18 protein-coding genes are annotated in these 22,019 nt (G+C 64.4%); 6 read left to right on the top strand and 12 right to left on the bottom strand.

Annotation, left to right across the window (positions count from 1 at the left end; translation table 11 throughout):
- Positions 1-22 precede the first annotated feature (22 nt).
- Both AB8717_RS05105 and AB8717_RS05100 read left to right on the top strand, forming a co-directional pair.
- Positions 23-2,005 (top strand): alpha/beta hydrolase family protein, encoded by a 1,983-nt coding sequence (locus AB8717_RS05105; RefSeq protein ID WP_443749950.1) that lies wholly within the window; start codon positions 23-25, stop codon positions 2,003-2,005.
- A gap of 3 nt (positions 2,006-2,008) precedes the next feature.
- Entirely contained in the window at positions 2,009-2,779 is a 771-nt protein-coding gene (locus AB8717_RS05100) for an SDR family NAD(P)-dependent oxidoreductase (RefSeq protein WP_443749949.1), read from the top strand.
- A gap of 182 nt (positions 2,780-2,961) precedes the next feature.
- Here AB8717_RS05100 and AB8717_RS05095 read toward each other — a convergent pair whose 3' ends face one another.
- Genes AB8717_RS05095 through AB8717_RS05085 form a run of 3 tightly spaced genes read right to left on the bottom strand, consistent with a single transcriptional unit; the run spans position 2,962 to position 5,693 of the window.
- Complete coding sequence (locus tag AB8717_RS05095; RefSeq protein ID WP_443749948.1) at positions 2,962-3,717, bottom strand: SDR family oxidoreductase; 756 nt, start codon at positions 3,715-3,717, stop codon at positions 2,962-2,964.
- A 45-nt stretch (positions 3,718-3,762) separates the two neighbouring features.
- Positions 3,763-4,752, bottom strand: coding sequence for a glycoside hydrolase family 5 protein (locus AB8717_RS05090; RefSeq protein WP_443749947.1), 990 nt, complete (start codon positions 4,750-4,752; stop codon positions 3,763-3,765).
- Between the two features lie 2 nt (positions 4,753-4,754).
- Positions 4,755-5,693 (bottom strand): substrate-binding domain-containing protein, encoded by a 939-nt coding sequence (locus AB8717_RS05085; protein WP_443749946.1) that lies wholly within the window; start codon positions 5,691-5,693, stop codon positions 4,755-4,757.
- A 333-nt stretch (positions 5,694-6,026) separates the two neighbouring features.
- On the opposite strand from AB8717_RS05085, the gene AB8717_RS05080 reads away from it, so the two are divergent.
- The 4 genes from AB8717_RS05080 (at position 6,027) to AB8717_RS05065 (ending at position 12,320) form a co-directional block, all read left to right on the top strand.
- Positions 6,027-7,025 (top strand): glycoside hydrolase family 53 protein, encoded by a 999-nt coding sequence (locus tag AB8717_RS05080; protein ID WP_443749945.1) that lies wholly within the window; start codon positions 6,027-6,029, stop codon positions 7,023-7,025.
- A 35-nt stretch (positions 7,026-7,060) separates the two neighbouring features.
- Positions 7,061-7,459 (top strand): hypothetical protein, encoded by a 399-nt coding sequence (locus AB8717_RS05075; RefSeq protein WP_443749944.1) that lies wholly within the window; start codon positions 7,061-7,063, stop codon positions 7,457-7,459.
- A gap of 86 nt (positions 7,460-7,545) precedes the next feature.
- Positions 7,546-8,667 carry an HPP family protein gene (locus AB8717_RS05070; RefSeq protein WP_443749943.1) on the top strand — a complete coding sequence of 374 codons (1,122 nt, stop codon included), beginning with the start codon at positions 7,546-7,548 and terminating at the stop codon, positions 8,665-8,667.
- A gap of 434 nt (positions 8,668-9,101) precedes the next feature.
- Entirely contained in the window at positions 9,102-12,320 is a 3,219-nt protein-coding gene (locus tag AB8717_RS05065) for an autotransporter outer membrane beta-barrel domain-containing protein (RefSeq protein ID WP_443749942.1), read from the top strand.
- A 39-nt stretch (positions 12,321-12,359) separates the two neighbouring features.
- Here AB8717_RS05065 and AB8717_RS05060 read toward each other — a convergent pair whose 3' ends face one another.
- From AB8717_RS05060 to AB8717_RS05020, 9 genes are all read right to left on the bottom strand, one after another.
- Positions 12,360-13,079, bottom strand: coding sequence for a response regulator transcription factor (locus tag AB8717_RS05060; RefSeq protein ID WP_443749941.1), 720 nt, complete (start codon positions 13,077-13,079; stop codon positions 12,360-12,362).
- Between the two features lie 128 nt (positions 13,080-13,207).
- The gene (locus AB8717_RS05055) at positions 13,208-13,552 is read right to left on the bottom strand and encodes a hypothetical protein (protein WP_443749940.1); all 345 of its coding nucleotides are present in this window, start codon (positions 13,550-13,552) and stop codon (positions 13,208-13,210) included.
- Positions 13,553-13,730: 178 nt separating this feature from the next.
- Positions 13,731-17,048 (bottom strand): TonB-dependent receptor, encoded by a 3,318-nt coding sequence (locus AB8717_RS05050; RefSeq protein WP_443749939.1) that lies wholly within the window; start codon positions 17,046-17,048, stop codon positions 13,731-13,733.
- 438 nt (positions 17,049-17,486) lie between these two features.
- Positions 17,487-17,840, bottom strand: coding sequence for a hypothetical protein (locus AB8717_RS05045; protein WP_443749938.1), 354 nt, complete (start codon positions 17,838-17,840; stop codon positions 17,487-17,489).
- Positions 17,833-18,027 (bottom strand): hypothetical protein, encoded by a 195-nt coding sequence (locus AB8717_RS05040; protein WP_443749937.1) that lies wholly within the window; start codon positions 18,025-18,027, stop codon positions 17,833-17,835. Before AB8717_RS05040 ends, AB8717_RS05045 begins: the two co-directional genes overlap by 8 nt.
- Position 18,028: 1 nt before the next feature.
- A complete protein-coding gene (locus AB8717_RS05035) occupies positions 18,029-18,907 on the bottom strand; it encodes an SPFH domain-containing protein (RefSeq protein ID WP_443749936.1) in 879 nt (292 codons plus the stop codon).
- Between the two features lie 89 nt (positions 18,908-18,996).
- Positions 18,997-20,010, bottom strand: coding sequence for an aspartyl protease family protein (locus tag AB8717_RS05030; RefSeq protein ID WP_443749935.1), 1,014 nt, complete (start codon positions 20,008-20,010; stop codon positions 18,997-18,999).
- Between the two features lie 96 nt (positions 20,011-20,106).
- Positions 20,107-20,535, bottom strand: a complete 429-nt coding sequence (locus AB8717_RS05025; RefSeq protein ID WP_443749934.1) for a hypothetical protein — start codon at positions 20,533-20,535, stop codon at positions 20,107-20,109.
- An 84-nt stretch (positions 20,536-20,619) separates the two neighbouring features.
- Positions 20,620-22,017, bottom strand: coding sequence for a serine hydrolase domain-containing protein (locus AB8717_RS05020; RefSeq protein WP_443749933.1), 1,398 nt, complete (start codon positions 22,015-22,017; stop codon positions 20,620-20,622).
- Positions 22,018-22,019: the final 2 nt, after the last annotated feature.

Genomic DNA, 22,019 nt, shown 5'->3' with positions numbered 1-22,019 from the left:
AGCTGATTTGTCCGGGGGGACCATGGAAAATCCGAATACCGTATCGCGCCGCTTTGTGCTCGGCGCATTGACCGGCGTCTCAACGTTGAGCTTTGTCGCGCCGTCGCTGGCGCAGGCGAAAAAGATGACGGCGCCGATGCCGCCGCTATCGGCCTTCGGAAAACTGCCTGCGATCGAGAAGGTTGCCATATCCCCGGACGCGAAACGTATTGCCATGGTCATGGATCGCAACGGCGAACGCGCCCTCTACGATTACAACATGGCCACGGGAAAGGCCGCCGCGGCGATTATCAGCGGCGACAAGTTGCGCGAACTGTTGTGGGCCGATGAAGGCCACATCATGGTGGTGACCTCGCAGACGGAAAAGTATAACGGCAGCCGCTATGAGCAGTTCTACGGCCTGATCATGGACATTCCGGCCGGCAAGCGCGTCCAGGTCTATGCCAATGTCCAGGGCGTCGTGACCTCCGTGGTCACCGGCGATTTCTACCGCGTGAAGATGGATGGCGCCTATCGCGTCACCGCATCCGGCTTCCGTCAGCCCGAAGGCGTCAACACCAGCGAAGGCGGCGCCTCGGCCACGGAGACCATGGACCGGTGCCTCTACGCCTTCAACACGACCACAGGCCGTGGCTTCCGGCTCGACGTCGACTCGCGCCCGGTCCAGGGCTGGGTCGTCAAGCCGGACGGCAGCGTCTTTGCGCGCAGCGAATACGACAACGACACCAAGACGTGGACGGCGCGGATGAAAACGGCCAAGGGCTGGCAAACCGTGCTGGAGGTCAAGGCGCCCTACGATATGCCGTGGATGGCTGGCATGGGCCGCGACGGCCAGACCGTGCTTGTCCATTTCAGCACAGGCGAGGACGCGAACAAATACTTCGAATATGACGGTGACGGCAAGCGCACCCTGATAGACCTGAAACGCAACGACTACTCGCCGATCTTCCATCCGGAAACCCTGCATCTTGCCGGCTTCCAGAATTCGGGTTCGGTCGAGACCTGGATCTTCTACGATCCTGTCATGCAAAAATTGCCCGCGCTCATTCAGGACGCCTTGCCCGGCCTGAAGACCCAGGTCCTGGACATGGCCGCCGACCCGCGCAAGCTGCTGGTGCGCAGCGAGGGCTCCGGAGACCCCGGCACCTACTATTTCATCGACTTTACCGATGGCTCGTCGAAGGAAGTCGGCTCCAGCTATCCGGGCCTGCCAGCGGAATGGGTCGGCGAAAAGAAATACATCGAATACCAGGCCGCCGACGGCCTCCAGATTCCGGCCTACATCACCCTGCCGCCGGACCGCGAAGCGAAAAACGCTGCCCTTGTCGTCCTGCCGCACGGCGGCCCCGAAGCCTATGACGACGACGGCTTCGACTGGATGGCCCAGGCCCTTGCGTCGCGCGGTTACGTCGTGCTGCAGCCGAACTACCGAGGCTCGGCCGGCTACGGCAAGGACTTCACCGCCAAAGGGTACGGCGAGTTCGGCCGCAAGATGCAGACCGACCTGTCGGATGGCGTCAGCTTCCTGGTGAAACAGGGTATGGTCGATCCGAAACGCGTCGCCATCGCCGGCGGTTCGTATGGCGGCTATGCGGCCCTTGCCGGAGTATCGCTGCAAAAGGGGATCTACACCTGCGCCGTCGCCCTGGCCGGATTGTCCAATCTCAAAACCTTCCTGGACTACCGCCGCGAGCGCGAAGGCTTTGACGGCAACAGCTACGGCATGATGTACTGGAAGCGTTTCATGGGCCCGGATCTCGACGTCATATCGCCGGTGCGCCACATCGACGCCGTCTCGGTTCCGGTGATGCTGATCCACGGCAAGGACGACGTCGTCGTGCCTTTCGATCAAAGCCAGCAGATCTACGACGCCCTGACTCGCGCCGGCAAGCCTGTCGAACTGGTTGTCATGGCGGAAGAAGATCACTGGCTGTCGCGTGAGCCGTCGCGCGTACAGTCCCTGGAGGCCATGATCGGCTTCCTGCTCAAGCACAATCCGGCATAAGGTATGTCAACAACAGCCATCGTTACCGCCGGCGGCAGCAATCTCGGCGCCGCCATCTCGCTCGGCCTGGCCACCCAGGGCCATGACATCGTCATCACCTACCTGGACGACACAGCCGAATACGGCGATACGCTCAGGCGCATCGAGGCGCTCGGCCGCCGCGCCTGGGCGGTCCAAAGCGATGTCGGCGTCAAGGCCGATGTCGATCGTCTCTATGCCTGGTTTGCCGACACGGTCGCGCCCGCGCCCGACGTGCTGGTCAACAATGCCGGCGTACAGACCTGGGCGCCATTTCTGGATCTTGAAGAGGCCGACTGGGATCGCGTCATCCGCACCAATCTCAAGGGCACCTTTCTCAACACCCAGGCGGCGGCCAGGGCGATGGTGGCGGCGAAACGGCCCGGCCGCATCGTCAATATCGGCTCGGGCTGCAACCAGACGCCGTTCCTGAACCTGGTCGACTACACGGCGTCGAAGGGCGGTATCGAAATGCTGACCAAGTCGGCGGCGGTCGAGCTTGGGCCCTACGGCATCGCGGTCAACTGCGTTGCGCCGGGGTCGATCGAGACCGAACGGACGAAACTGGAAGCGCCGAACTATGCCCGCGACTGGTCGCGCATCACGCCGCTGCGCCGCATCGGTACACTCGACGATGTGGCCAATGCGGTGTGCTTCCTGACGGACGAGCGATCGGGCTTCATCACCGGCCAGACCCTGACGGTCGACGGCGGGGTGTTCACCCAGACCAACTGGCCGCATGAGGGGTATAGTTGAAACATTTCCCCCTTCCGTCTGGCTCGGCTTGACGCCGATCCAGCCACCTTCCCCGTAAACGGGGAAGGAATTAGACAGTTAAACTCCCTTCCTTCCCTGCGGAGCGGGGAAGGTGGCTCCCCGAAGCCTTGGCGAAGGGGAGACGGAAGGGGCAACTTGGTCAGCCCCATTAAGTCTTTCGGTTAAAGCACCGACAACAGGCCGCCGTCGACATGGATGGTCTGGCCGTTGACGAAGTCCGAGGCGTCCGAGGCCAGGAAGACGGCGATGCCGTGCAGGTCCTCAAGCCGCCCCCAGCGTCCGGCCGGCGTGCGCTTCCTAAGCCATTCGTCGAACACCGGGTCTTCATGCAGCGCCTTGTTCAAAGGCGTGACGAAATAGCCGGGACCGATGGCGTTGACCTGAAGGCCGTGCTTCGCCCAGTCGGCGCACATGCCCCGCGTCAGATTGCGGATCGCGCCCTTGCTGGCCGTATAGGGCGCAATGGTCGGGCGCGCCGCTTCGGACTGCACCGACGCGATATTGATAATCTTGCCGCGCCCGCGCCTGATCATATGCCGCGCCACCGCCTGGCCGGCATAGAAGACGCTGTCGACGTTCGCCGCCATCAGGGTGCGCCAGTCCTCGGGCGTGAAATCCTCCAGGGGTGCGCGCTTCTGGATGCCGGCATTGTTGACCAGGATATCGACGGCGATGCCCGAGGCCTCGAGCCCGTCGACGGCGCCGCGCACGGCGTCCACGTCGGTGACGTCGAAGACGGACGTCAACACGTCTGCGCCTTCCGCCCTTAGCCTGGCGGCTGCCGCCTCCAGCGGCTCCGGCCTGCGCCCGTTCAGGATAATACGGGCGCCCGCCCTGGCCAGCCCTTCGGCGATGGCCTGGCCGATCCCCTGTCCCGAACCGGTGATCAGCGCTGTCTTGCCGCTGAGATCGAACATGCATCCCTCCATCGACGGGATGCATGTCTTAGGATGCTTCGAAGCCTATCGGCAAGTCTGCGGCGCGGCGCGGACGATATCGCGCGTCAGCTTTCCCGAGGCCGTCAGGTCGGACTCACGCCAATGACCGTCGGCGCGCGTGCCCGGTATGAACATGGCCGCGCCCTCGTTTTTGTCGCTTACCGCCCAGTTGGCCTGCGACAGGCAGTTGTCCGCCATGAACTGCTGCCACCTGGCGGTCTCCTCGACATCGACGCCGCCATTGCCGTCGGCATTGACCGAGCCCCATTCCGAGACGAACAGCGGCGCGCCGAGCGCGATCGCCTTTGCCGCCTTCTTGCGCAGGTCGTCCTTGTGCGTGCCGGCATAGAAGTGCAGCGAATAGACGATGTTGTTGCGGCCGGCGATCGGATCGGCGGCGGCGACATCGACGTCCTGGTCCCAGGTCGGAGAGCCGACGACGATCAGGTTATTGGCGTCGACCTTGCGGATGGCGTCGATCACCGTCTCGGCGTAGGGCTTCACCTGGCCATGCCAGTCCGTGGTGTTCAGCGGTTCGTTGTACAGTTCGTAGATGACGTTCGGGTACTTGCCGTACTTGCCGGCCATCCTGGTGAAGAAGGCCACCGCTGCCTCGGGCTTTTCGTGGGCGTGGTGCGAGTGCCAGTCGATGATGACATAGATGCCTTCGTGGATCGCCGCCTTGACCAGGGTATCGACGCGCGCCTCGTTGCCGTGGGGATCGTCGAGATAGCCGCCTTTGGCGTCGACGCCCATGGCGGCGCGGATCAGCGAGGCGTGCCAGTCGCGGGCGAAGGTTTTAACCGCGCCGGCATTGTAGAAGCGCTCCTCGCCCCAGCCGGTATTGTCCCAGAAGAAGCTGACGCCGCTGAGCGCCACGGGCGCCCCGTGGGCATCGACGACGTGCGTGCCGTCGACATGCAGGGCACCGTGCGTTTCGACCGGCGTGGCGGCCAGGGCCGCACCGGCATACAGGCAGGCCATGGCGGCGGCGGTAGAGATAAGACGCTTCATGGTCATTGCGCCGCGTACTGGCCGATATTGCTCGGCAGGACGATTTCGTAGGGCACCCATTCGTAGAGCTGGGCGTAGCCGCCCTGCGCCATCGTCCTGGCGTTGAGCAGCGCCATGTGCGCCATGGCCGCCGTGTCCTGGCGCATGGTGACGGCCAGGTCGCCCGACTTGATGCCGTCGAGGCCGTGCGAGGTGCCGTCATTGCCGCCGACGAAGATCTTGCCAGTCGTGATGCCGTGCTTGCGCAAGGCCTCGGCCGCGCCCAGCGCCATTTCGTCGCTGTTGGCCGCGATGGCGTCGAGATGGACGCCGTGGTCGAGCCAGCCACTGACCAGTTGCTCGGCGGTGTCGCGGCTCCAGTGCGCGCTTTCCGACTCGACCAGCTTGAGGCCGGGATGGGTGGCCAGGATTTCCTTGATGCCCTGGGTGCGGTCGTCGGTGGCGGCGTGGCCGTCCTCGCCGCGGATGACGGCGACATTGCCCTGGTCGTGGATGGCGCGCGACAGCATGCGCATCTGCAGGCGGCCGGCGACGATGTCGTTGCAGGCGACGATCGACACCTTGCCGGTGAATTCGGCGCCCGGGGGCGGCGTGTTGACGAAGACCAGCGGAATGCCGGCCTTGCGCACGCGATCGAGCGCGTGCTGGCCCGAGGCGTCGTCGACCGTCAGGACCATGATGGCGTCGTATTTCTTCGCCACGGCGTCGTCGATCTGCTTCTGCTGCGTGGCGCTGTCGCCATTGGCCAGTTCCAGCGTGACCTCGACCTCGTTGTCGGCCTGGTCCTCGCGCAGGATGGCGTCGCGGATGCCGTCGATGAATTTTTCCGATCGCGACAGCGTAACGTAGATCCGCGTCGCCGCGTCGGCGCTGCCTGCGCTCAACGCCCCCATCAGTCCCGCGGCCGCAGCCAGAAGGACCAGCAACCCTGCATGCTTCATGTCGTGAACGCCCTGCTTTTTATCGTTTGCAACGAGCCTGCCTGAAATCGGTTTCAGAAATGTCAACAAAATCTGGCACGGGAAATCAGCACCTTGTTTTTAAAAGAAAACACAGTCTTCAAACAGGATGCGCGCGCCAGCTCCTGCCGCAAAATGCGTCCCGCTTCCAACCACCGTCGAATTCAGAAATATCGTACAAATATGCGGCCCGGCTGGCGGAAAAAACCAGCGTTATGCATCTTAACCTGTGAAGGCCGGATAACACCGTCCTCGCCTTGGGGCTTTGCCGGCCAAAACCGGTCCGGTATCCCCAGCTGAAACAGGGAGTTCACAATGCTATCGAAAATCCTGCGCGCGGCCCTGGCGGCCGCGGCACTGGTTGCGTGCGCCTTGCCGATCGCCGCTCACGCCCAGACCTGGGCTGGCGGCTCCGACGTTTCCTGGGTCGACCAGGAAGAGTCGTCGGGCAAAAAGTTCTACAACAGCTCGGGCACCCAGACCGATCCGTTCGTCCTGCTGAAAAACCTCAGCATCAACGCCATCCGCCTGCGCGTCTGGGTCAATCCGTCGGGCGGCTGGAACAACGGCGCCGACACGCTCTACATGGCCAAGCGCGCCATCGCCCAGGGCCAGCGCGTCATGATCGACTTCCACTACAGCGACAGCTGGGCCGATCCCGGAAAGCAGACCATCCCCGCTGCCTGGACCGACCACAGCCTGGCCGCGCTGCAGTCCAAGGTCTACAGCCACACCTACGACATCCTGAACTATCTCAAGTCGAACGGCGTCACCGTAACCTGGGTGCAGGTCGGCAACGAGATCAATTCCGGCCTGCTGTGGCCGACGGGCTCGACCTCCAGCTTCTCGAACCTCGCCGCGCTCACCAACCAGGGCTATGCGGCGACCAAGGCCGTCTTCCCGTCGGCCCAGGTCATCATCCACCTGGCCAACGCCTATGACGACGCCGACTTCCGCTGGTTCTTCGACAACTTCAAGGCGGCCGGCGGCAAGTGGGACATCACCGGCATGTCGCACTATCCGACGACCTCCAACTGGTCGACCCTGAACGCCCAGGCCGGAACGACGATGAACGACGTGGCGTCGCGCTATGCCAAGCCGGTCATGATCGTCGAGGTCGGCATGGACTACAGCCAGGCCGCGACCGCCAAGAGCATGGTCGCCGACATCATCGCCCGCAACAAGGCGGTGCCGTCGAGCCGCGGCCTCGGCGTCTTCTATTGGGAGCCCGAGGCCTATCCCGGCTGGCAGGGCTACACTTTAGGCGCGCTGACCAGCGCTGGGAAGTTTACGGCGGCCATGGATCCGTTCTAAATAGTCCCCAACGATAAAAGGGAGCCGCCACGCCCATGATCAAACCGATCGTATCGATTGCCGCCGTCTGTTGCCTGACCGTCCTCGTCTCGGCCTGCGGCGGTGGCGATTCCGGCGGCTCCCCGTCATCCTCCCCGGCGTCGCCGTCTCCGCAATCGCCGGCGCCGCAGAATTCCGCTTCGGCGGCGCCGGCCTCCGGCTCGTCCTCGGCCACGCCGGTCGCCACCGAAGAGGTGCCGCCGCACGACGACTATTCCGACGCAAATCCCCAGCCCGCCACCGCCGACGCCCAAGGCACGGATACGAACGGGCAGACCGAAAACTATTACGGCCAGGCCGCCCCGGATACGCCCAGACAGGACGATCCCCAGGCGCAGTGGAAGACCCAGCGCGACTCCGGCGACGGCAATAGCGGCAACACGCCGACCGGATAGCACGCGCATTTCGCGCATACGCTTGCCGCCGCACGCCTGAACCTGTATCCGGTCGGACTTTCCGACCGATAGACCGGATACGCCACATGCTGTCCCTGCCCAAGACGCTCGAAGCCTTCTATCCCCGCCCGATGGCGGTGAACTTCCAGGAACGCCTGCGCGGCGCGATCGGCGGCGCGCTTGGCGTCGCCTTCACGGCGGCCGTCAGCCTGTACATGGCATCGCTGCTCCACCTTTCGCCCTGGCTGGTCGCGCCGGTCGGCGCCAGCGCCGTCCTGGTCTATGCCGTGCCGTCGAGCCCGCTGGCCCAGCCCTGGTCGGTCGTCGGCGGCAACACGATCTCGGCCGTCATGGGCCTGATCGCTTTAACCCTCGTGCATCACCAAATCCTGACACCTGCCCTGGCGGTCGGCCTGGCCATCGGCGGCATGTTCATCGGCCGGTGCCTGCATCCGCCGGGCGGCGCCATGGCCCTGCTGGTGGTGCTGACGGACAGCAAAGATCTGGTCTTCGCCGTCTTTCCAGCCTTCACCAATTCGATGCTGCTGGTCGGTTTCGGCCTGCTCTACAACAACCTGACGCGCCGCCCCTATCCGCACCACATCCTGGCTGCCCCGAAGCAGCCTTCGGGCCTGCTGCGCGTCAGCGAGGCCGACTTCGCGGAGGCCCTGGCGCGGCACAACGAGGTCGTCGACATCGACTTCGAGGAACTGAACCAGATCGTGCGCGCCAGCGAGCTGATCGCCTATCGCCGTATGGCCGGCGCCATGACCTGCGCCGACCTGATGACCGCCGATCCGATCACGGTCAGCTTCGGCACGCACCTGCGCGAAGCCTGGCAGGTCATGCAGCGTCACGACATCAAGGCCCTGCCCGTCATCGACCGCGCCCAGCGCGTGCAGGGTCTGCTGACGCACGACGACTTCGATCGCGAGGCCGCCAGGCTCGACCCTGCCGATCCGCAGGCCGGCCTGATGCGCCTGCTCGAGCCCGCGACAACGACGCATACCGACAAGCCGGAAGCCGTCGGCCAGATCATGGACCTTGTCTTCGCCACTGTTGCAGCGGCCGAGCCGGCCGAACACCTGATGCAGAAATTCTTCCAGGGCGACCACCGCCACGTCGTCGTCCTCGACGACAAGCAGAAGCTGGCCGGTATCGTCAGCGCCTCGGACGTGATGCGCACCCTGTTCCACAAAGCGGCTTAGACCCAGGCCCGGTAAACACGCTGAAACACAGAAGCGTCAGTTCGTGTGACGTCTGCCGTTTCCCCCTTCCGTCTCCCCTTCGGGAGCCACCTTCCCCGTGAACGGGGAAGGAATTAAGCACATAATATCATGTAGGTCCTTCCCCGTTTACGGGGAAGGTGGCGCGAGCGGAGCGAGTGACGGAAGGGGGAAGCCTCGGTACAACCGGCACCGCGTTTCGCAACCTGCACATGCGAAGAAAAACCTTACCGCCCTCTACTGCCAACAATACTTCCGGACACTGCCCCGGAAGCACATCCGCCACATTTGGACGCGCGAATACCGGGATTGTGACAGGGCCGAAGGGTCCTTTCACCACCGTAGCAGCCGGGACTTAATGCCGCCGGGCTGGTTTTACATGGTCCGGCAACCTCTTTGACCGGAATTGCCGCTTCATGACGAAAACCGCGCTCCTGACCGCCACCGCGCTGGGCACCATTCTGCTTGCCCTTGCGCCCGCAGCCGGCGCCACCACGACCATATCGACCGCGACGACCGATCCCGTCGTCACCAGCACGGGCGGCGACACCACCGTCGATTCGGACGGCTCGATTACACTGACCAGCGGCACGGCGATCACGGTCGACAGCGACAACGGGCTTTCGTTCACCGGCACGATCGCCATGTCCGGTTCGGACTCGAACTCGACCGGCATCCTGATCACCGATGTGCCCAACCGCACCCAGACCCTGACGCTCGGCGGCACCATCACGGTCACCGACGACTATTACGCCACCGACTACACCAGCGCCGACGGCTCGACCGACGGCTATGTCGAAGCGCCATGGGCCGAAGGCACGGGCCGCTACGGCATCCTGTCGACCGGCACCAATCCTTTTACCGGCAACGTTTCCATCACCTCGGCGCTCGACGTCGAAGGCAACGAATCCTACGGCATACGCTTCCAGAACAAGATCGCCGGCGACTTTTCCTATACGGGCTCAGCCACCGTCATCGGCGACAATTCCACCGCGATCTCTCTGGAAGGCGGCGTCACGGGCAATGTCCGTATCGGCGGCTCGGCCAGCGTCACCGGCGAGAATTCCAAGGCCGTCTCGATCACCGGCGACATCGGCGGCAACCTGATCATCGACGGCACCTTCTCCGGCACCGCCTATTCGACGACGTCGACCCTGGCGCAGAGCGACTACGAAAACCTCATCCCCAGCCTGAACCTGCTGCAATCGGGCCCGCTGGTCACCATTGCCAGCAATGTATCGAACGGCGTGCTGTTCGGCGCCGCCTATTCCGACAGCGACTCGACCAATACGGACGAGGACGGCGACGGCCTGACCGACACCGACCAGACGACCGCCAGCCTCAGCCAGTACGGCAGCGCCCCGGCCCTCCTGGTCGGCTCGACCACGGGGGACATCACACTCGGCGGCCTGACCTATGCCTCGACCGCGCTCGATCCGCCCGCCTACAATTACGGCCTGATCATGCGCGGGAGCGTCTACGCCTACGGCATCCACCCCTACGTCACCGCCAACGCCATCCAGCTGGGCGGCACGGGCTATGCCACGACGATCGACAACGGTGTGCAGATTGCCGGCTCGGTCGGCGCCTCGGCCTACGGCGCCGATTCCACCGCCATCTCGATGCGCAGCGGCTTCACCACGCCGCGCCTCGACGTCGACGGCAGCATCAGCGCCTCGGTCAGCGGCTATACGACCTCGACCACCACCAACGACGTGACCACCTACGCCACGACTCCGGGCACGGCGACCGCGCTCGATATCGCGTCGGGCGCCAGCCTGCCCATCCTGACGGTCGGCGCCGACCACGGCATCTATGCGTCCGCCACCGGTTCGACCTCCAGCGCCACGGCCATCAAGGACAGCTCAGGGACCCTGACCTCGATCACCAATAACGGCATCATCAGCGCGGCGATCACCGCCACCGATTCCGACGCGGACGGCGTCACCGACACGGTCACCGGTTCGGCCATCGCCATCGACGCCACGGCCAATACGGCCGGCCTGACCATCACCCAGGTCGACACCGGTCCGGACGACGACGACATCCCCGTGCCCTATATCCTGGGCAGGATCCTGCTCGGCTCGGGCAACGACACCATCACCTCGTCGGGCGGCTATATCTACGGCGCCATCGACTGGGGCGCGGGCACCGGCACCTTCAGCCTGTCGGACGCCGCCGCCTATCGCGGCCAGATGACCTCCTCCGGCGACATCGCCATGGATATCGACGGCGAAAGCTCGGCCGTCTTCCTGCTCGACAGCGCGGTCAAGCTCAGCACCCTGCACGTCGGCGACGGCAGTTCGCTGTCCCTGGTGCTGGACACCGCGGCGCCGGCAACCCCGATCTTCACGGCGTCCGGCGCGGTCACCTTCGACAACGGCGCCAAGCTTTACCTGTCGCCCAGCACCATCATCACCGACCCGACCACCTTCAAGGTTCTGACGGCGTCGAGCATCAGCCTCGGCGATATGAGCACGTCGACGCTCGACGGCTATATTCCCTATATCTACCACGCCGACCTTTCGACCGACGCAGCCGACACCACCCTGTCGGTCGATTTCCGCCTGAAGAACCAGGCCGAAGGCGGCTATTCGAACAACGAATATACGGCGCTCAAGCCCGTCCTGGCGGCCATCGCCCAGGATTCCGACGCCACCGCCGCCCTGCTGTCGCAGACGACGCGCTCGGGCTTCAATTCGGTCTACGAACAGTATCTGCCGGACTTTTCCGGCGAGACCCTGCTGACCCTGTCGCAGGGGGCACAATCGCTCAACCGCTCGCTGGCCGACCTGACGCTGATCCCCGACAACCAGGGCGGCCAGTACTGGCTGCAGGAATATGGGTACGGCACCACGCGGTCCTATGGCGAGACCAGCGGCTTCACCTCGACGGGCTTCAGCTTTGCCGGCGGCCGCGAAAAGATCCTGAGCGCCACCCAGATGGCCGGCGTCTATGTCCAGCTGACCACGGCGTCGCCGCGCGACACCTTCGCCATCTCGAAGGAGAACCAGACGGCCAGCGACTATACGATGGGCGCCTACTGGCGCCTCAACGGCGACGCGCTCAAGGCCTGGGCCCATGCCGGTATCGGCTACGACCACTTCCATACCATCCGTGAAGAACTGAATGCCTATGTCAGCCATGTTTCGCGGGCCGACTGGGGCGGCTATTCGCTGAGCGCCGGCACGGGCGTGTCGTACCGCTACAACCTGTCGCAGGCCATCACCATGACGCCGCAGTGGCTGGTCGACTACTACCGCCTGGCCGAGGCCCATCACAGCGAAACGGGCGGCGGGGATTATTACGACCTGGATGTCGCCCGCCGCGACGGCCACCTGCTCAGCTCGACCGCCATGGTCAACTTCGCCTACGCCAGGACCTTCGTTAAGCCCGAGGTCTGGGTCGGCTACAAGCAGAATGTCTCGGCCACCATCGGCGACACGACCGCCAGCTTCGCCGGCGGAGATCCGTTCACGCTGACGGGCGGCAATATCAAGGGCGGCGGCCCGGTCGTCGGCCTGCGCCTGTCGGTCGACAATCCGTACAGCTATTTCGGCTTCGAGGCCGAATACGAAAAGATCCGCGACTATTCCAACGCGTCGCTGTCCTTGCGCACGCGGTTCCAGTTTTGACGAGGATCGGCCACGGATGACATCCGTGGCCGACGGCTTTCAGCCCGGCGTGAACATGTAGCCCTTGCCGCGTTCGGTACGGATCAGCGTATAGGGCGCCGCGTCGTCCAGCTTGCTGCGCAGGCGGTTGATGAAGGAATCGATGCTGCGCGCGTCGTAGGCGCGCTCCTGCACCGCTGTCAGGACCTCGGCCAGCTCGCGGCGGCCGAACACCGTGAACGGGTGCTCGACGAAGTGGCGCAGCAACTGGTATTCGACACCGTTGAGACGCCGTGTCGCCCCGCCGCCATCGACCAGGCGATGGTGGACATTGTCGAGGCTCCAGCGCGCCAGCAGCCCCCCGGTCACCGCCAGGCCGGTTCCGCCGCGCCGTCGCAGGATGGCGCGGGCGCGCGCCGCCAGTTCCCGCACCACGAACGGTTTGGCCAGGTAGTCGTCGGCGCCCAGTTCCAAGCTCAATATCCGGTCGGTGGCGTGCGCCGGCCCCAGTACGATGGTCGGCACCCCGGCATGATGGCGGCGAATGTCCCCGCAGGTGTCGAGATCGACCGGGCGGCCCTCCGGAAAATCGACGATGATCAGGTCGGGATCGCGCAGCGGCGAGCGGAAGCGGAAGTCCGCCGACCAGTCCGCCGCCTGGCAGACGAAGCCGTGCCCGAGCGCCGGCGGCGGGATGAGGCCGCAGGGATCGGTGCGCAGGACCAGCGCGAAGTGAACGGACTGCAATCCCCGCCCGGCGGCAGGATCAGGTTTCGGCAAGGTTCGCCCCCGGCGGCTTGAAATCTGTGTTTCAGGACGCGCACATAAGCAAACCTTCCAGGCAATAGTTTGAAAATCCTGGAGAAATTTGTTTTCACGCCGCAATCATATGGCGGCAGTGACACAGGCTATGCCGGGCCGACGACCATTGCCGCGAACAGGCGGCTGGCCAGCATGAACAGCCCGCAGGTGACCGCGCCGATCCAGCGCCAGCGGGCATATATCCCGCCGGGATCGTAAAGCCGGCGCTTGCGGTCGGCGTCGCGCCGCGCCGGCATGATCAGCAGCCCCACCGCGAACATGATCCAGAACCCGAAGATCAGGTTATGCAGGAGGAATTCCGAGGCGGAGACGTAATAGGTCACGCCGTGTTCGGCGACCGGGTAGGACAGCCCCTTGTCCGGTCTCGGCGCCTTTCCGGCCGTCCCGAACCACAGGAAGAATTCGACCAGCCACCGGCTCAAAAACCCCATGAGGCCCGCGCCGAAAAGAAACCCGCCGAGCCGGCTCCGGATAGGCTGAACTGTCGCTGTCGGAATCATCGCGTCTCCCCCTGCTCGAGGCTATCACAGTTTCGCCGCAAAAACAGACGGCTGAACGCAAAACGGCGGCCATGCAGGCCGCCGTTCCGTACGCGCACACAGTTACCGGTCAGTACTTCAACCGGATACCGACCTGGACGCGGCGGTCGTTCTTGTACCAGGCATAGGGCACGATCACCGACGCGGCATTGGGCGTGCTGGGCGAGTCGCCGAACACCTGCTGCATCAGCACCGTGTCGCTGCCCAGCAGGTTGCTGCCCGACAGGTTCAGCTCGACATGGTCGTTGACCTTGTAGCGGATCGAGCCGTCGAGCGTGCCCATCGCCTTCTGCCACACCGGCAGGCCGACGCAGCAGTCGAGCGCGGTGACCAGGTAGGTCGAGCGCCAGTTGTAGGCCAGTCGGGCGGCCCACGGTCCCTTCTCATACATGGCGATGATGTTGTAGGCGTCCTTGGACAGCCCCTCCAGCGCATGCGGATTGATCGAGTCGGTTTCGCCGTTGCCGCTGGTGCTGGTGGTGCCGCTGCCCGAATTGGTCGTCAGATTGCTGTTCGACACGCCCTTGTTGACCAGGTGCGTATAGTTGGCCTGGACGCCCAGCCCGGACAGGAAGCCCGGCAGGAAGTCGAAATAGCGCTGGTAGGCCACTTCGAAGCCATGGATGGCCGCGCCGTCGAGATTGACCGGACCGGTCACCTTCACCGTCTCCGTCACACCGTTATTGGTGAAGCTGCGATAATAGCTGCCGTTCTGGATGTAGTCGTAGAACTTCTTGTAGAACAGGTCGAAGCTGAACGAGCCCACGGCCGCGAAGTAGTTTTCCAGGGACAGGTCGAACTGGTCGGCCGTCGTCGACTTCAGGTACGGGTTACCGGCCTGGGCCGTGTAGACGAAGTTGTAGCCGTTGACATTGCCCGACGAGTCGTAGGTTACGTAGGTCGAGGTGTTGGTCGTGTTGATGGTCGGGGCCGAGATGCTGATATAGTTCTTCAGCAGGCCGATATCGGGCCGCGACATGGCGCGCGACGCCGCGAAGCGCAGGAACCACTGGTCCGTCAAGCCGAACTTCACGTTGAAGCTGGGCAGAACGTTGATGTGGGTCTTGTGCGTCGTGTCGGTGTCCGAGGCGCCGTTGCTGAAGTCCGACAGGGAACTGGTCAGCCAGCAGCCGATATTGGTGACGTTCGATCCGGTCAGCGGGGCCGAGCAGGTCGAGCTGGAATAGCTGCTGACCCAGGACGAGGTCGGATACGAGATGCCGCCCGAAGACGTGTCCTCGGTCTGCACCCAGCGGACGCCGGCATTGCCCTGGACGGTGATGCCGTTGAAGATCGTCTTGTCCTTGCCGCCGAACTTCAGCATCAGGTAGCCGGCCAGGGTCTTTTCGCTTACGCCCATGACTTCCGCCTGGGTATAGCAGCCGTCGACCAGGTTGGCGCGTTCACACAGGGGCGTCCAGGCGCCGACGCCGAGCGAACTCATGCCCAGCGCCTTGGCCAGGGCCTGCTGGTCTTCCAGGACGCTCATCTTCATGAAGACGAAGTCGGTCTGGTTGGTCTTGCCGCCGCCGTAGAAATTGTTGCCGATCGAAGCGACTTCGTACAGGCCCTGGTCGTAGCCGCCGAAGCAGCCATTGGCCGTCTTCGTGATGTTGTAATATTCGCTCTGGTAGCCGGAACAGCCGCTCGACGAGGTATAGCCGCTGGTCCAGGTATTGGCGACATTGGCCCAGTTATAGGCCGACCAGCGCACGGTCTGTTCGCGGTCGGAATAGCGCACGCCGGCCTTCAGCGTGTCCAGCCAGGAGCCGTCGCCGAAGCTGTACTGGACGTCGAACCGCGACGACAGCTCGTGCCCGTCGCTGTTCTCCGTGTGGTCCATCACGTCGTAGTAGGAATAGTTGGATGGATTGGTGAAGCCGCCGGAATCCTGGTTGACATTGGTCGGCGACGACAGGGTCAGGACCGGATAGGTGCCCGTCATGTCCAGGCCCATATTGGCGTAGGTCGCCAGGCTGACCGAGATGTCATAGTTCTTGACCTCGGACTGGACGTACTGGACGTCGAAATTGGTCTTCCAGTGCTCGTCCGCATCCCATTTGAAATTGAACGACAGGTCGCGCGTGAATTCCTGGTTGTGGTTGTAGCGCGTCGTGGTCGTCAGGTTCGCGCCCTGCTGGTTCGGCGAACAGCCGGCCCAGTCGTAGCAGGCGTTCACCATTTGCGTGCCCGAGCTGTTCTGCGCGATCTCGGCCGAGGCCGTGTTGTCGGAGCCCCACCAGCCGATCGGCGCCACCAGCGTGCCGGTCGCCAGCAGGCCGTCGCTGCCGAAGGTCAGGTTTGTGCCGTCGGCGGCTTCGACGATCGAGGACGAGGACAGGGGATTATAGACCGAGGTGCCATACAGGCTGAAGGCCGAGGCCGACACGGTGCGTTCGTGCCACTGGTTGTCGTAGTGACTGTCATTGTATTGCAGCGTCGCCAGCATGGTGTGGTCGTGGTTCTGCCACTGCGCCGCCAGGGCCACGCCGTGCCGCTTGCGGTCGTAGGTGTTGTCGGAATCGGTGACCGACGACGGGATATAGGCCCAGTTCGACGTACCAAACTGCGACCCGGAACAGGCCGTCGGATCGCTTGCGCTGACACTGTTGCAGAAGGTGCCCATACGGCCGAACTGGATGCCGTTGGTCTCGGTCTGGACGTGTGAATAGGCATAGTTGGCCATCAGGCCGAATTCGCCCAGCGCCGTGTCCCAGCGGTTGGAATAGAGACCCGAAATGTCCGGCGTCGTCTTGTTCGACACGTCGCCATAGGACAGGTCGGCCGACACGGCGATGACCTGGCCCTTGGAATCGAACGGCAGGCGCGTACGCAGGTTGATCGAACCGGCGATGCCGCCTTCGATCAGGTCCGCGGTCTGGTTCTTGTAGGTGTCGACGCCGCCCATCAGTTCCGGCGACACGTCGCCCCACGACAGGCCGCGCGACGAATTGGCGGTGAAGGTGTCACGGCCGTTGAATTCCGAACGCACCTGGGTCAGGCCGCGCACCAGCACGCCCGACGGTTCGGCGGAAAAATGCGCCGTATCCCCGGTCGCCGCGAAGCGCGACACGGTGACGCCGGCCACGCGTTGCAGCGCTTCGGCGACCGACTTGTCGGGGAAGGCGCCGATATCGGTGGCGGTGATCGAGTCGACGACCGTGTCGGCGTCCTTCTTGAGGGCCTGCGCGGTCTTCAGCGACTTGCGCACGCCGACGACGACCACTTCCTTGTCGCTCTTGCTGTCCTTGCCCTGCGCTGTCGTGTCCGCCGTCTGCGCCCATACCGGCGCGGCCGCACCCAGTGCCAGCGCCGTCAGCGCCGCCAGCGATACGCCCGTCCCAAGCCGCTTGTCTCCCCAGTGCTTTATAGTCTTTGCTTTAAGCATTTTGTCTCCGATAGTGTTTTAAACACTCGAATGCATGGTTTCAGTCGTGAAATATTTCATTTCAGCGGCTTAAAATTCGAGCGTATGCTGTCAAAGCGACACAATCGACAATCCGGAACCGTGGTTACACGGCCGCCTTTCCATCCGTCTCCCGTTTACGGATGTAGCTATTTTTCACGCGACAGGCCATCATTACCTGTTTTTAAAGGCGTTTTTCCGAGATCATTAATTATATCGTCTTTATTTATATATCGAAGGGCGTCCTGACAGCCAGACACATTGATAGTATAACGGCGTTTTGAATATCGCCGTATCAATAAAATCACCCATTTTTACAGAAAATTAGCCTCGTTGCCACAATATTCGCGACACTGTGGCGGACGTGACAGCGCCGACAATATGTTTCACGATGTCACGCGACTCGGTGGGTCCCGGAGGCTATCGGTTACCCAGGACGTAGCGTTCGAAAAGCGCCCAGACGATCAGCGCGGCGACGGGCAGATAGACGCCGATGACGACGGCCCGCTGGATTTTCATGCGGCGGATCAGGTCCGCCCCCATGGCGGGCACGAGGCGCGCCCGGAACATTTCCCATTCAAGGGTGAAATCGATCCGGTTTGGGTATGAGGACTCGAGTTTTCGCCAGGCTTCCGGAACGTGCGGAAGGACCGTGTTGTTGTGGTAGGACAGATAGTCCTCATACAGGCGTTTGCGCCAGTGGCCGTAGACCATCATTTCGAAAGCCACGAGACATCCGGCAATAACGATCGCCAGAATCACCCAGTTATTCATCGCGCCCCCCTCCCCTGCGGGACGGTTTCGCGTCCAGCCCGACGCCGCGCCGCCCAAGCGCCTCGCGCAGCAGCATTTCGAGCTGCGCGTTGGTCGAACGCAGCTCCGCCGCGGCCAGGCGTTCGACCGCGGCGAGGACTTCGGGCTGGACCCGAAGCGGATAGGCGCGTTTGCCGGGCGACGCCATGTCAGCCGTACAGCGTGCCCGTATTGACGACGGGCTGGGCTTCGCGGTCGCCGCACAGGACCACGAGCAGGTTGGACACCATGGCGGCCTTGCGCTCCTCGTCGAGTTCGACGACACCGCGCGCGGCCAGTTGCTCCAGCGCCTGCTCGACCATGCCGACAGCGCCGGCGACGATCTTCTGGCGGGCGGCGATGACGGCCTCGGCCTGCTGGCGCTTGAGCATCGAACCAGCGATTTCCGGCGCATAGGCCAGGTGCATCAGATGGGCTTCGTCGATGACGATGCCGGCGACCTCGACGCGCTTCGACAGATCGGCCTTCAGCCGTTCCCCGACGATTTCGGCGTCGTCGCGCAGCGTCGGCTGGCCGTCGTCGGCGTGGTCGTAGGCGTATTGCCGCGCCGTTTCGCGAAGCGCCGTCTCGATCTGGATGTTGACGAAGGCCACATAGTCGTCGACGTCGAACAGGGCCTGGGCGGTGTTCGACACACGCCAGACGATGTTGGCGGCGATTTCGATCGGATTGCCGCGCTGGTCGTTGACCTTCAGCGTTTCGCTGGTCACGTTGCGCACGCGCAGGGACACCTTGCGGCGGCCGTACCAGAACGGCATCCAGCGCAGGCCCGTCGTCCGGTCGGTGCCCTTGTAATTGCCGAACAGGGTGATGGCATAGGCCTGGTTGGGCTGGATGGCGTAGAGGCTGGCCGCCGTCAGCAGCGCCGCCAGGAAGAAGACGATCAGGCCGACGATGCCGATACGGCCGAAGGCGATCGGGCTGGCAACGGCCAGGCCCGCGAAGATCAGCACCATCAGCAGCCAGAAGCCGCCGCCCGATCCCGCGCCTGGAATTTCCTCGGTCCTGTTGATGGGTCTGTCGTTCATGTCCGTCCCGGCCTCCATGTCATGCCAAATGGCATATCAAAGTGATATCACTTTTGGACATGAATTTCAAGAACGCCAAAAAACCGCCGTCAGCCCATGGCCGTGACTTCCACTCCGGGCGTAGGCTTGGGCGGGGCGGCGCTCAGTTCGAACTCCACGCGCTTGGCGCGGTAGTCGATGGCGACGCGCGCGAACTGGCGCAGATAATCCATGCCGATCAGCAAGGACGGCCGGTTCTTCAACTTCCAGGTGACGAAATCCGGCACATCCGAAATCGCCAGTTCGCCGTTGGTGAAGGACAGGTTCTGCAACCGGATGCGGCCGACCCCGATGACCTCGGCGGAGATCTCGCCGCCGGTGACGCCGGTCAGGACGATCATCCGCATCTCCTGCAGGTTCTTGTTCCGCTGCCTGAGCGCATTGAGCAGCGAACCGTTGCCCACGGATATTTCGGCGCCCGTGTCGATGAAGGCGTTGGCGGCGACGCTGTCGACCAGGCAATCGTCGACCCGCAGGTACCCTTTCGACCCGGTCAGCCGCACCTGGGCCAGGGTGCTGCTGGCCGTCATGCCGTCCGCCGCCGGTTCCTCGACCAGAAGCCGGCTGTTGCGGAAGTCGAAGGTGACGCAGGTGCCGTCGATGACGTCGAGCCCCAGATAGCCGTCGGCGGCCAGGAGATTGCGCGGCAGGACCGGCATCAGCACGGACTGCCGGCGGAAAGGTCCCAGTTCGACCTGGGCCGCCACGACGGCCGGGACCTTGAGACGTCCGGTCAGGCCGTTGACCCGGACCAGCCCGCCGGAGGGAAGGCCGAGCGCGGCGGCCGCGTCGTCGGCGATCACCGACCGCTCAGCCGCCGTATCGACGACGAACCGGTACGGCCTGCCGTTGATATGCACCTCGACCGTAAGATGGCTGGCGGCATCGGTTTTCGCGGCCAGTTGCGCCGACGCCGGATCGGGCGGCGCCTGCTGGAGCGTTGCGCCGGCAGTGACCTGCTGGCCCCAGGCGGCAAGCGGCGCGGCAAGCGGCAAGGCCGCGGCGGCGCCGATGCCGATAAGCGCGCGGCGCCGCGACCACGCGTTGATAAATGAAGTATCCATAAGCCTCCCCTGCCCGTCTGCGCGGGTTCCTCGGGGGAGTGTAACGCCGTTACGGAGCGGCGACAACTGTACTCTGATAACGCTGTCAGGAGACGGTCAGTGCGCGAACTCGATGTCCTTGCGCGCCGCCACCGTGGTGATGATGAAGCCGGCGATCGTCTCCATCAGGGTCATGGCCATCAGGAGGAAAAAGGTCGAGGTGGCGAACGGCCGGAACAGCAGGAATTCGACCAGGCACAGGATAAACAGGAAGGTCGACAGCACGTGTTTCAACAGCACGTCGTCAGCCGAGCGGCTGGCGGAAATGACCTCGAAGAACAGGGTCACCAGGCCGATCAGCATGACGATGTCGCCGGCGGACACGGCCCATTGCGCGCCGGTCGCCGGCATCGGCACATGCATCAGGACGCGCCCGAGCTGGGTTTGCGCGCCTTCCGACCCCGCCGTCAGGCTTCCTGTCGCGGCGATCAGGCCGTTATAGATGATGACCGGGATGGTCAGCAGGGGAAAGGACCGGGCAAGCATGGCAGGCTCCTGTGGCTGTGGGGCAAAGGTGCGCGCCTTCGCCACAGGAAGCCATGCGCCCGGGACAGGCGTACCGTAAAAAGACTATTCGCCGAGGGCCGAGCGGCTTTCGCGCACCAGCCGCTCCAGCGCCTCGATATCGCCCATGGGCGTGAAGGCGTTGCCGAGGCGGACAATCACCAGCCTTTCCTTCGGCGCGATGACGATGGCCTGGCCATAGCTGCCGCGCGCCATGAAGCTGTCGGCCGGCATGCCCGCCGCCACGCGATGGGCCGCTGCGCCCTTATCGCCGCGATTGGTCCAGAAACCGGCGCCATAGCCGAAGTCCTCGCTGCCGGGGGTCGGCCGGGCCGAATAGCCGGTCCAGCCTTCGGGCAGGATGCGCCTGTCCCCCGCCATGCCGTCATTGGCGAACAGCAGGCCGAAGCGCGCCCAGTCGCGCGCCGGGGCAAAGGCATGGCTGGACCCGATCGGCGTGCCGGTGGCGTCGAACTCGATAACCACGTGGTCCATGCCGAGCGGATCGAACAGTTCGTGCCGGGCGAAGGCGGCGACACCGGCCGCCGTACCGCCGGTGCGGTCGCGGATCATGCGGCTGAGCAGCAGGGTGTTGCCGTTGGAATAGCGCCAGACCGCGCCTGGCCGGGCTTCGTAGGGCGCCGTGGCCGCCATGCCCGCCATGTCGCGCGCCCCGAACACCATCTGGGCGGTCGGGTCGAAGGCGCTGAACGGATCGGCGGTCAGCGACTGGCCAAACCGGGTGCCGCTGGTCATGCGCAGGAGATGGTCGGGCGTGATGGCGCGGCGGGGGTCGTCGTTCGCGCCCCACTCCGCCACCAGGCCCGGCGCCTGCATGTCGAGCCTTCCCTGACGCACCAGGATGCCCAGCAGCGCGTTGGTCACCGACTTCGACATGGACCAGCCGATCAGCGGCGTATCGGGGGTGACGCCCGGCGCATAGCGTTCGGCGACGATGCGGCCGTCATGGACCACCACCACCGCCAGGGTATTGCGCCGCCCGCCCGAGGCCGGTTCTTCGAAGGCGTGGTCGAGCGCGGCCTTGAGCGCCGGGCTTTCCGGCACGACCACCTCGGGTCCCTGTGCGATCGCCGGCAGGGTGCGCGCCGCCCGATCGGGCGCGGTCGCGGCCATGGGGGGCGCAGGCGGCGCGCCTTCCAGCAGCAGGCAGCCTTCCGGGCCCCGATAAACGGCGGTCTGCACCATACCCCCCAGCCGCGCCGTCACGGTCCCGGCGTCGCGGTCGATCCGGTAATGCACGATATCTTTCGCCGGCCCGAAGGTCGGCCCGATAACGGTGTCGAACGTCGTCGGGCCGTCGAGCCCGGAGATGAAGACCGACGAGCACAGCTGGTGGCTGGTGAAGCCCGTGGCGACGCGGGCGGCCCGGATCGGGCTCAGGGACCCGCAACCGGCGAGCAGCAGGGTCGAGGCCGTAAGGGCAAGCAGAGGCGAAGGGCGCATGG

Origin of the sequence: Asticcacaulis solisilvae (assembly GCF_052327315.1) — a bacterium.
Lineage (GTDB): Bacteria > Pseudomonadota > Alphaproteobacteria > Caulobacterales > Caulobacteraceae > Asticcacaulis > Asticcacaulis solisilvae_B.
The sequence above is the reverse complement of the archived record's forward strand: the minus strand, read 5'-3'. Positions and strand labels throughout refer to the sequence as shown.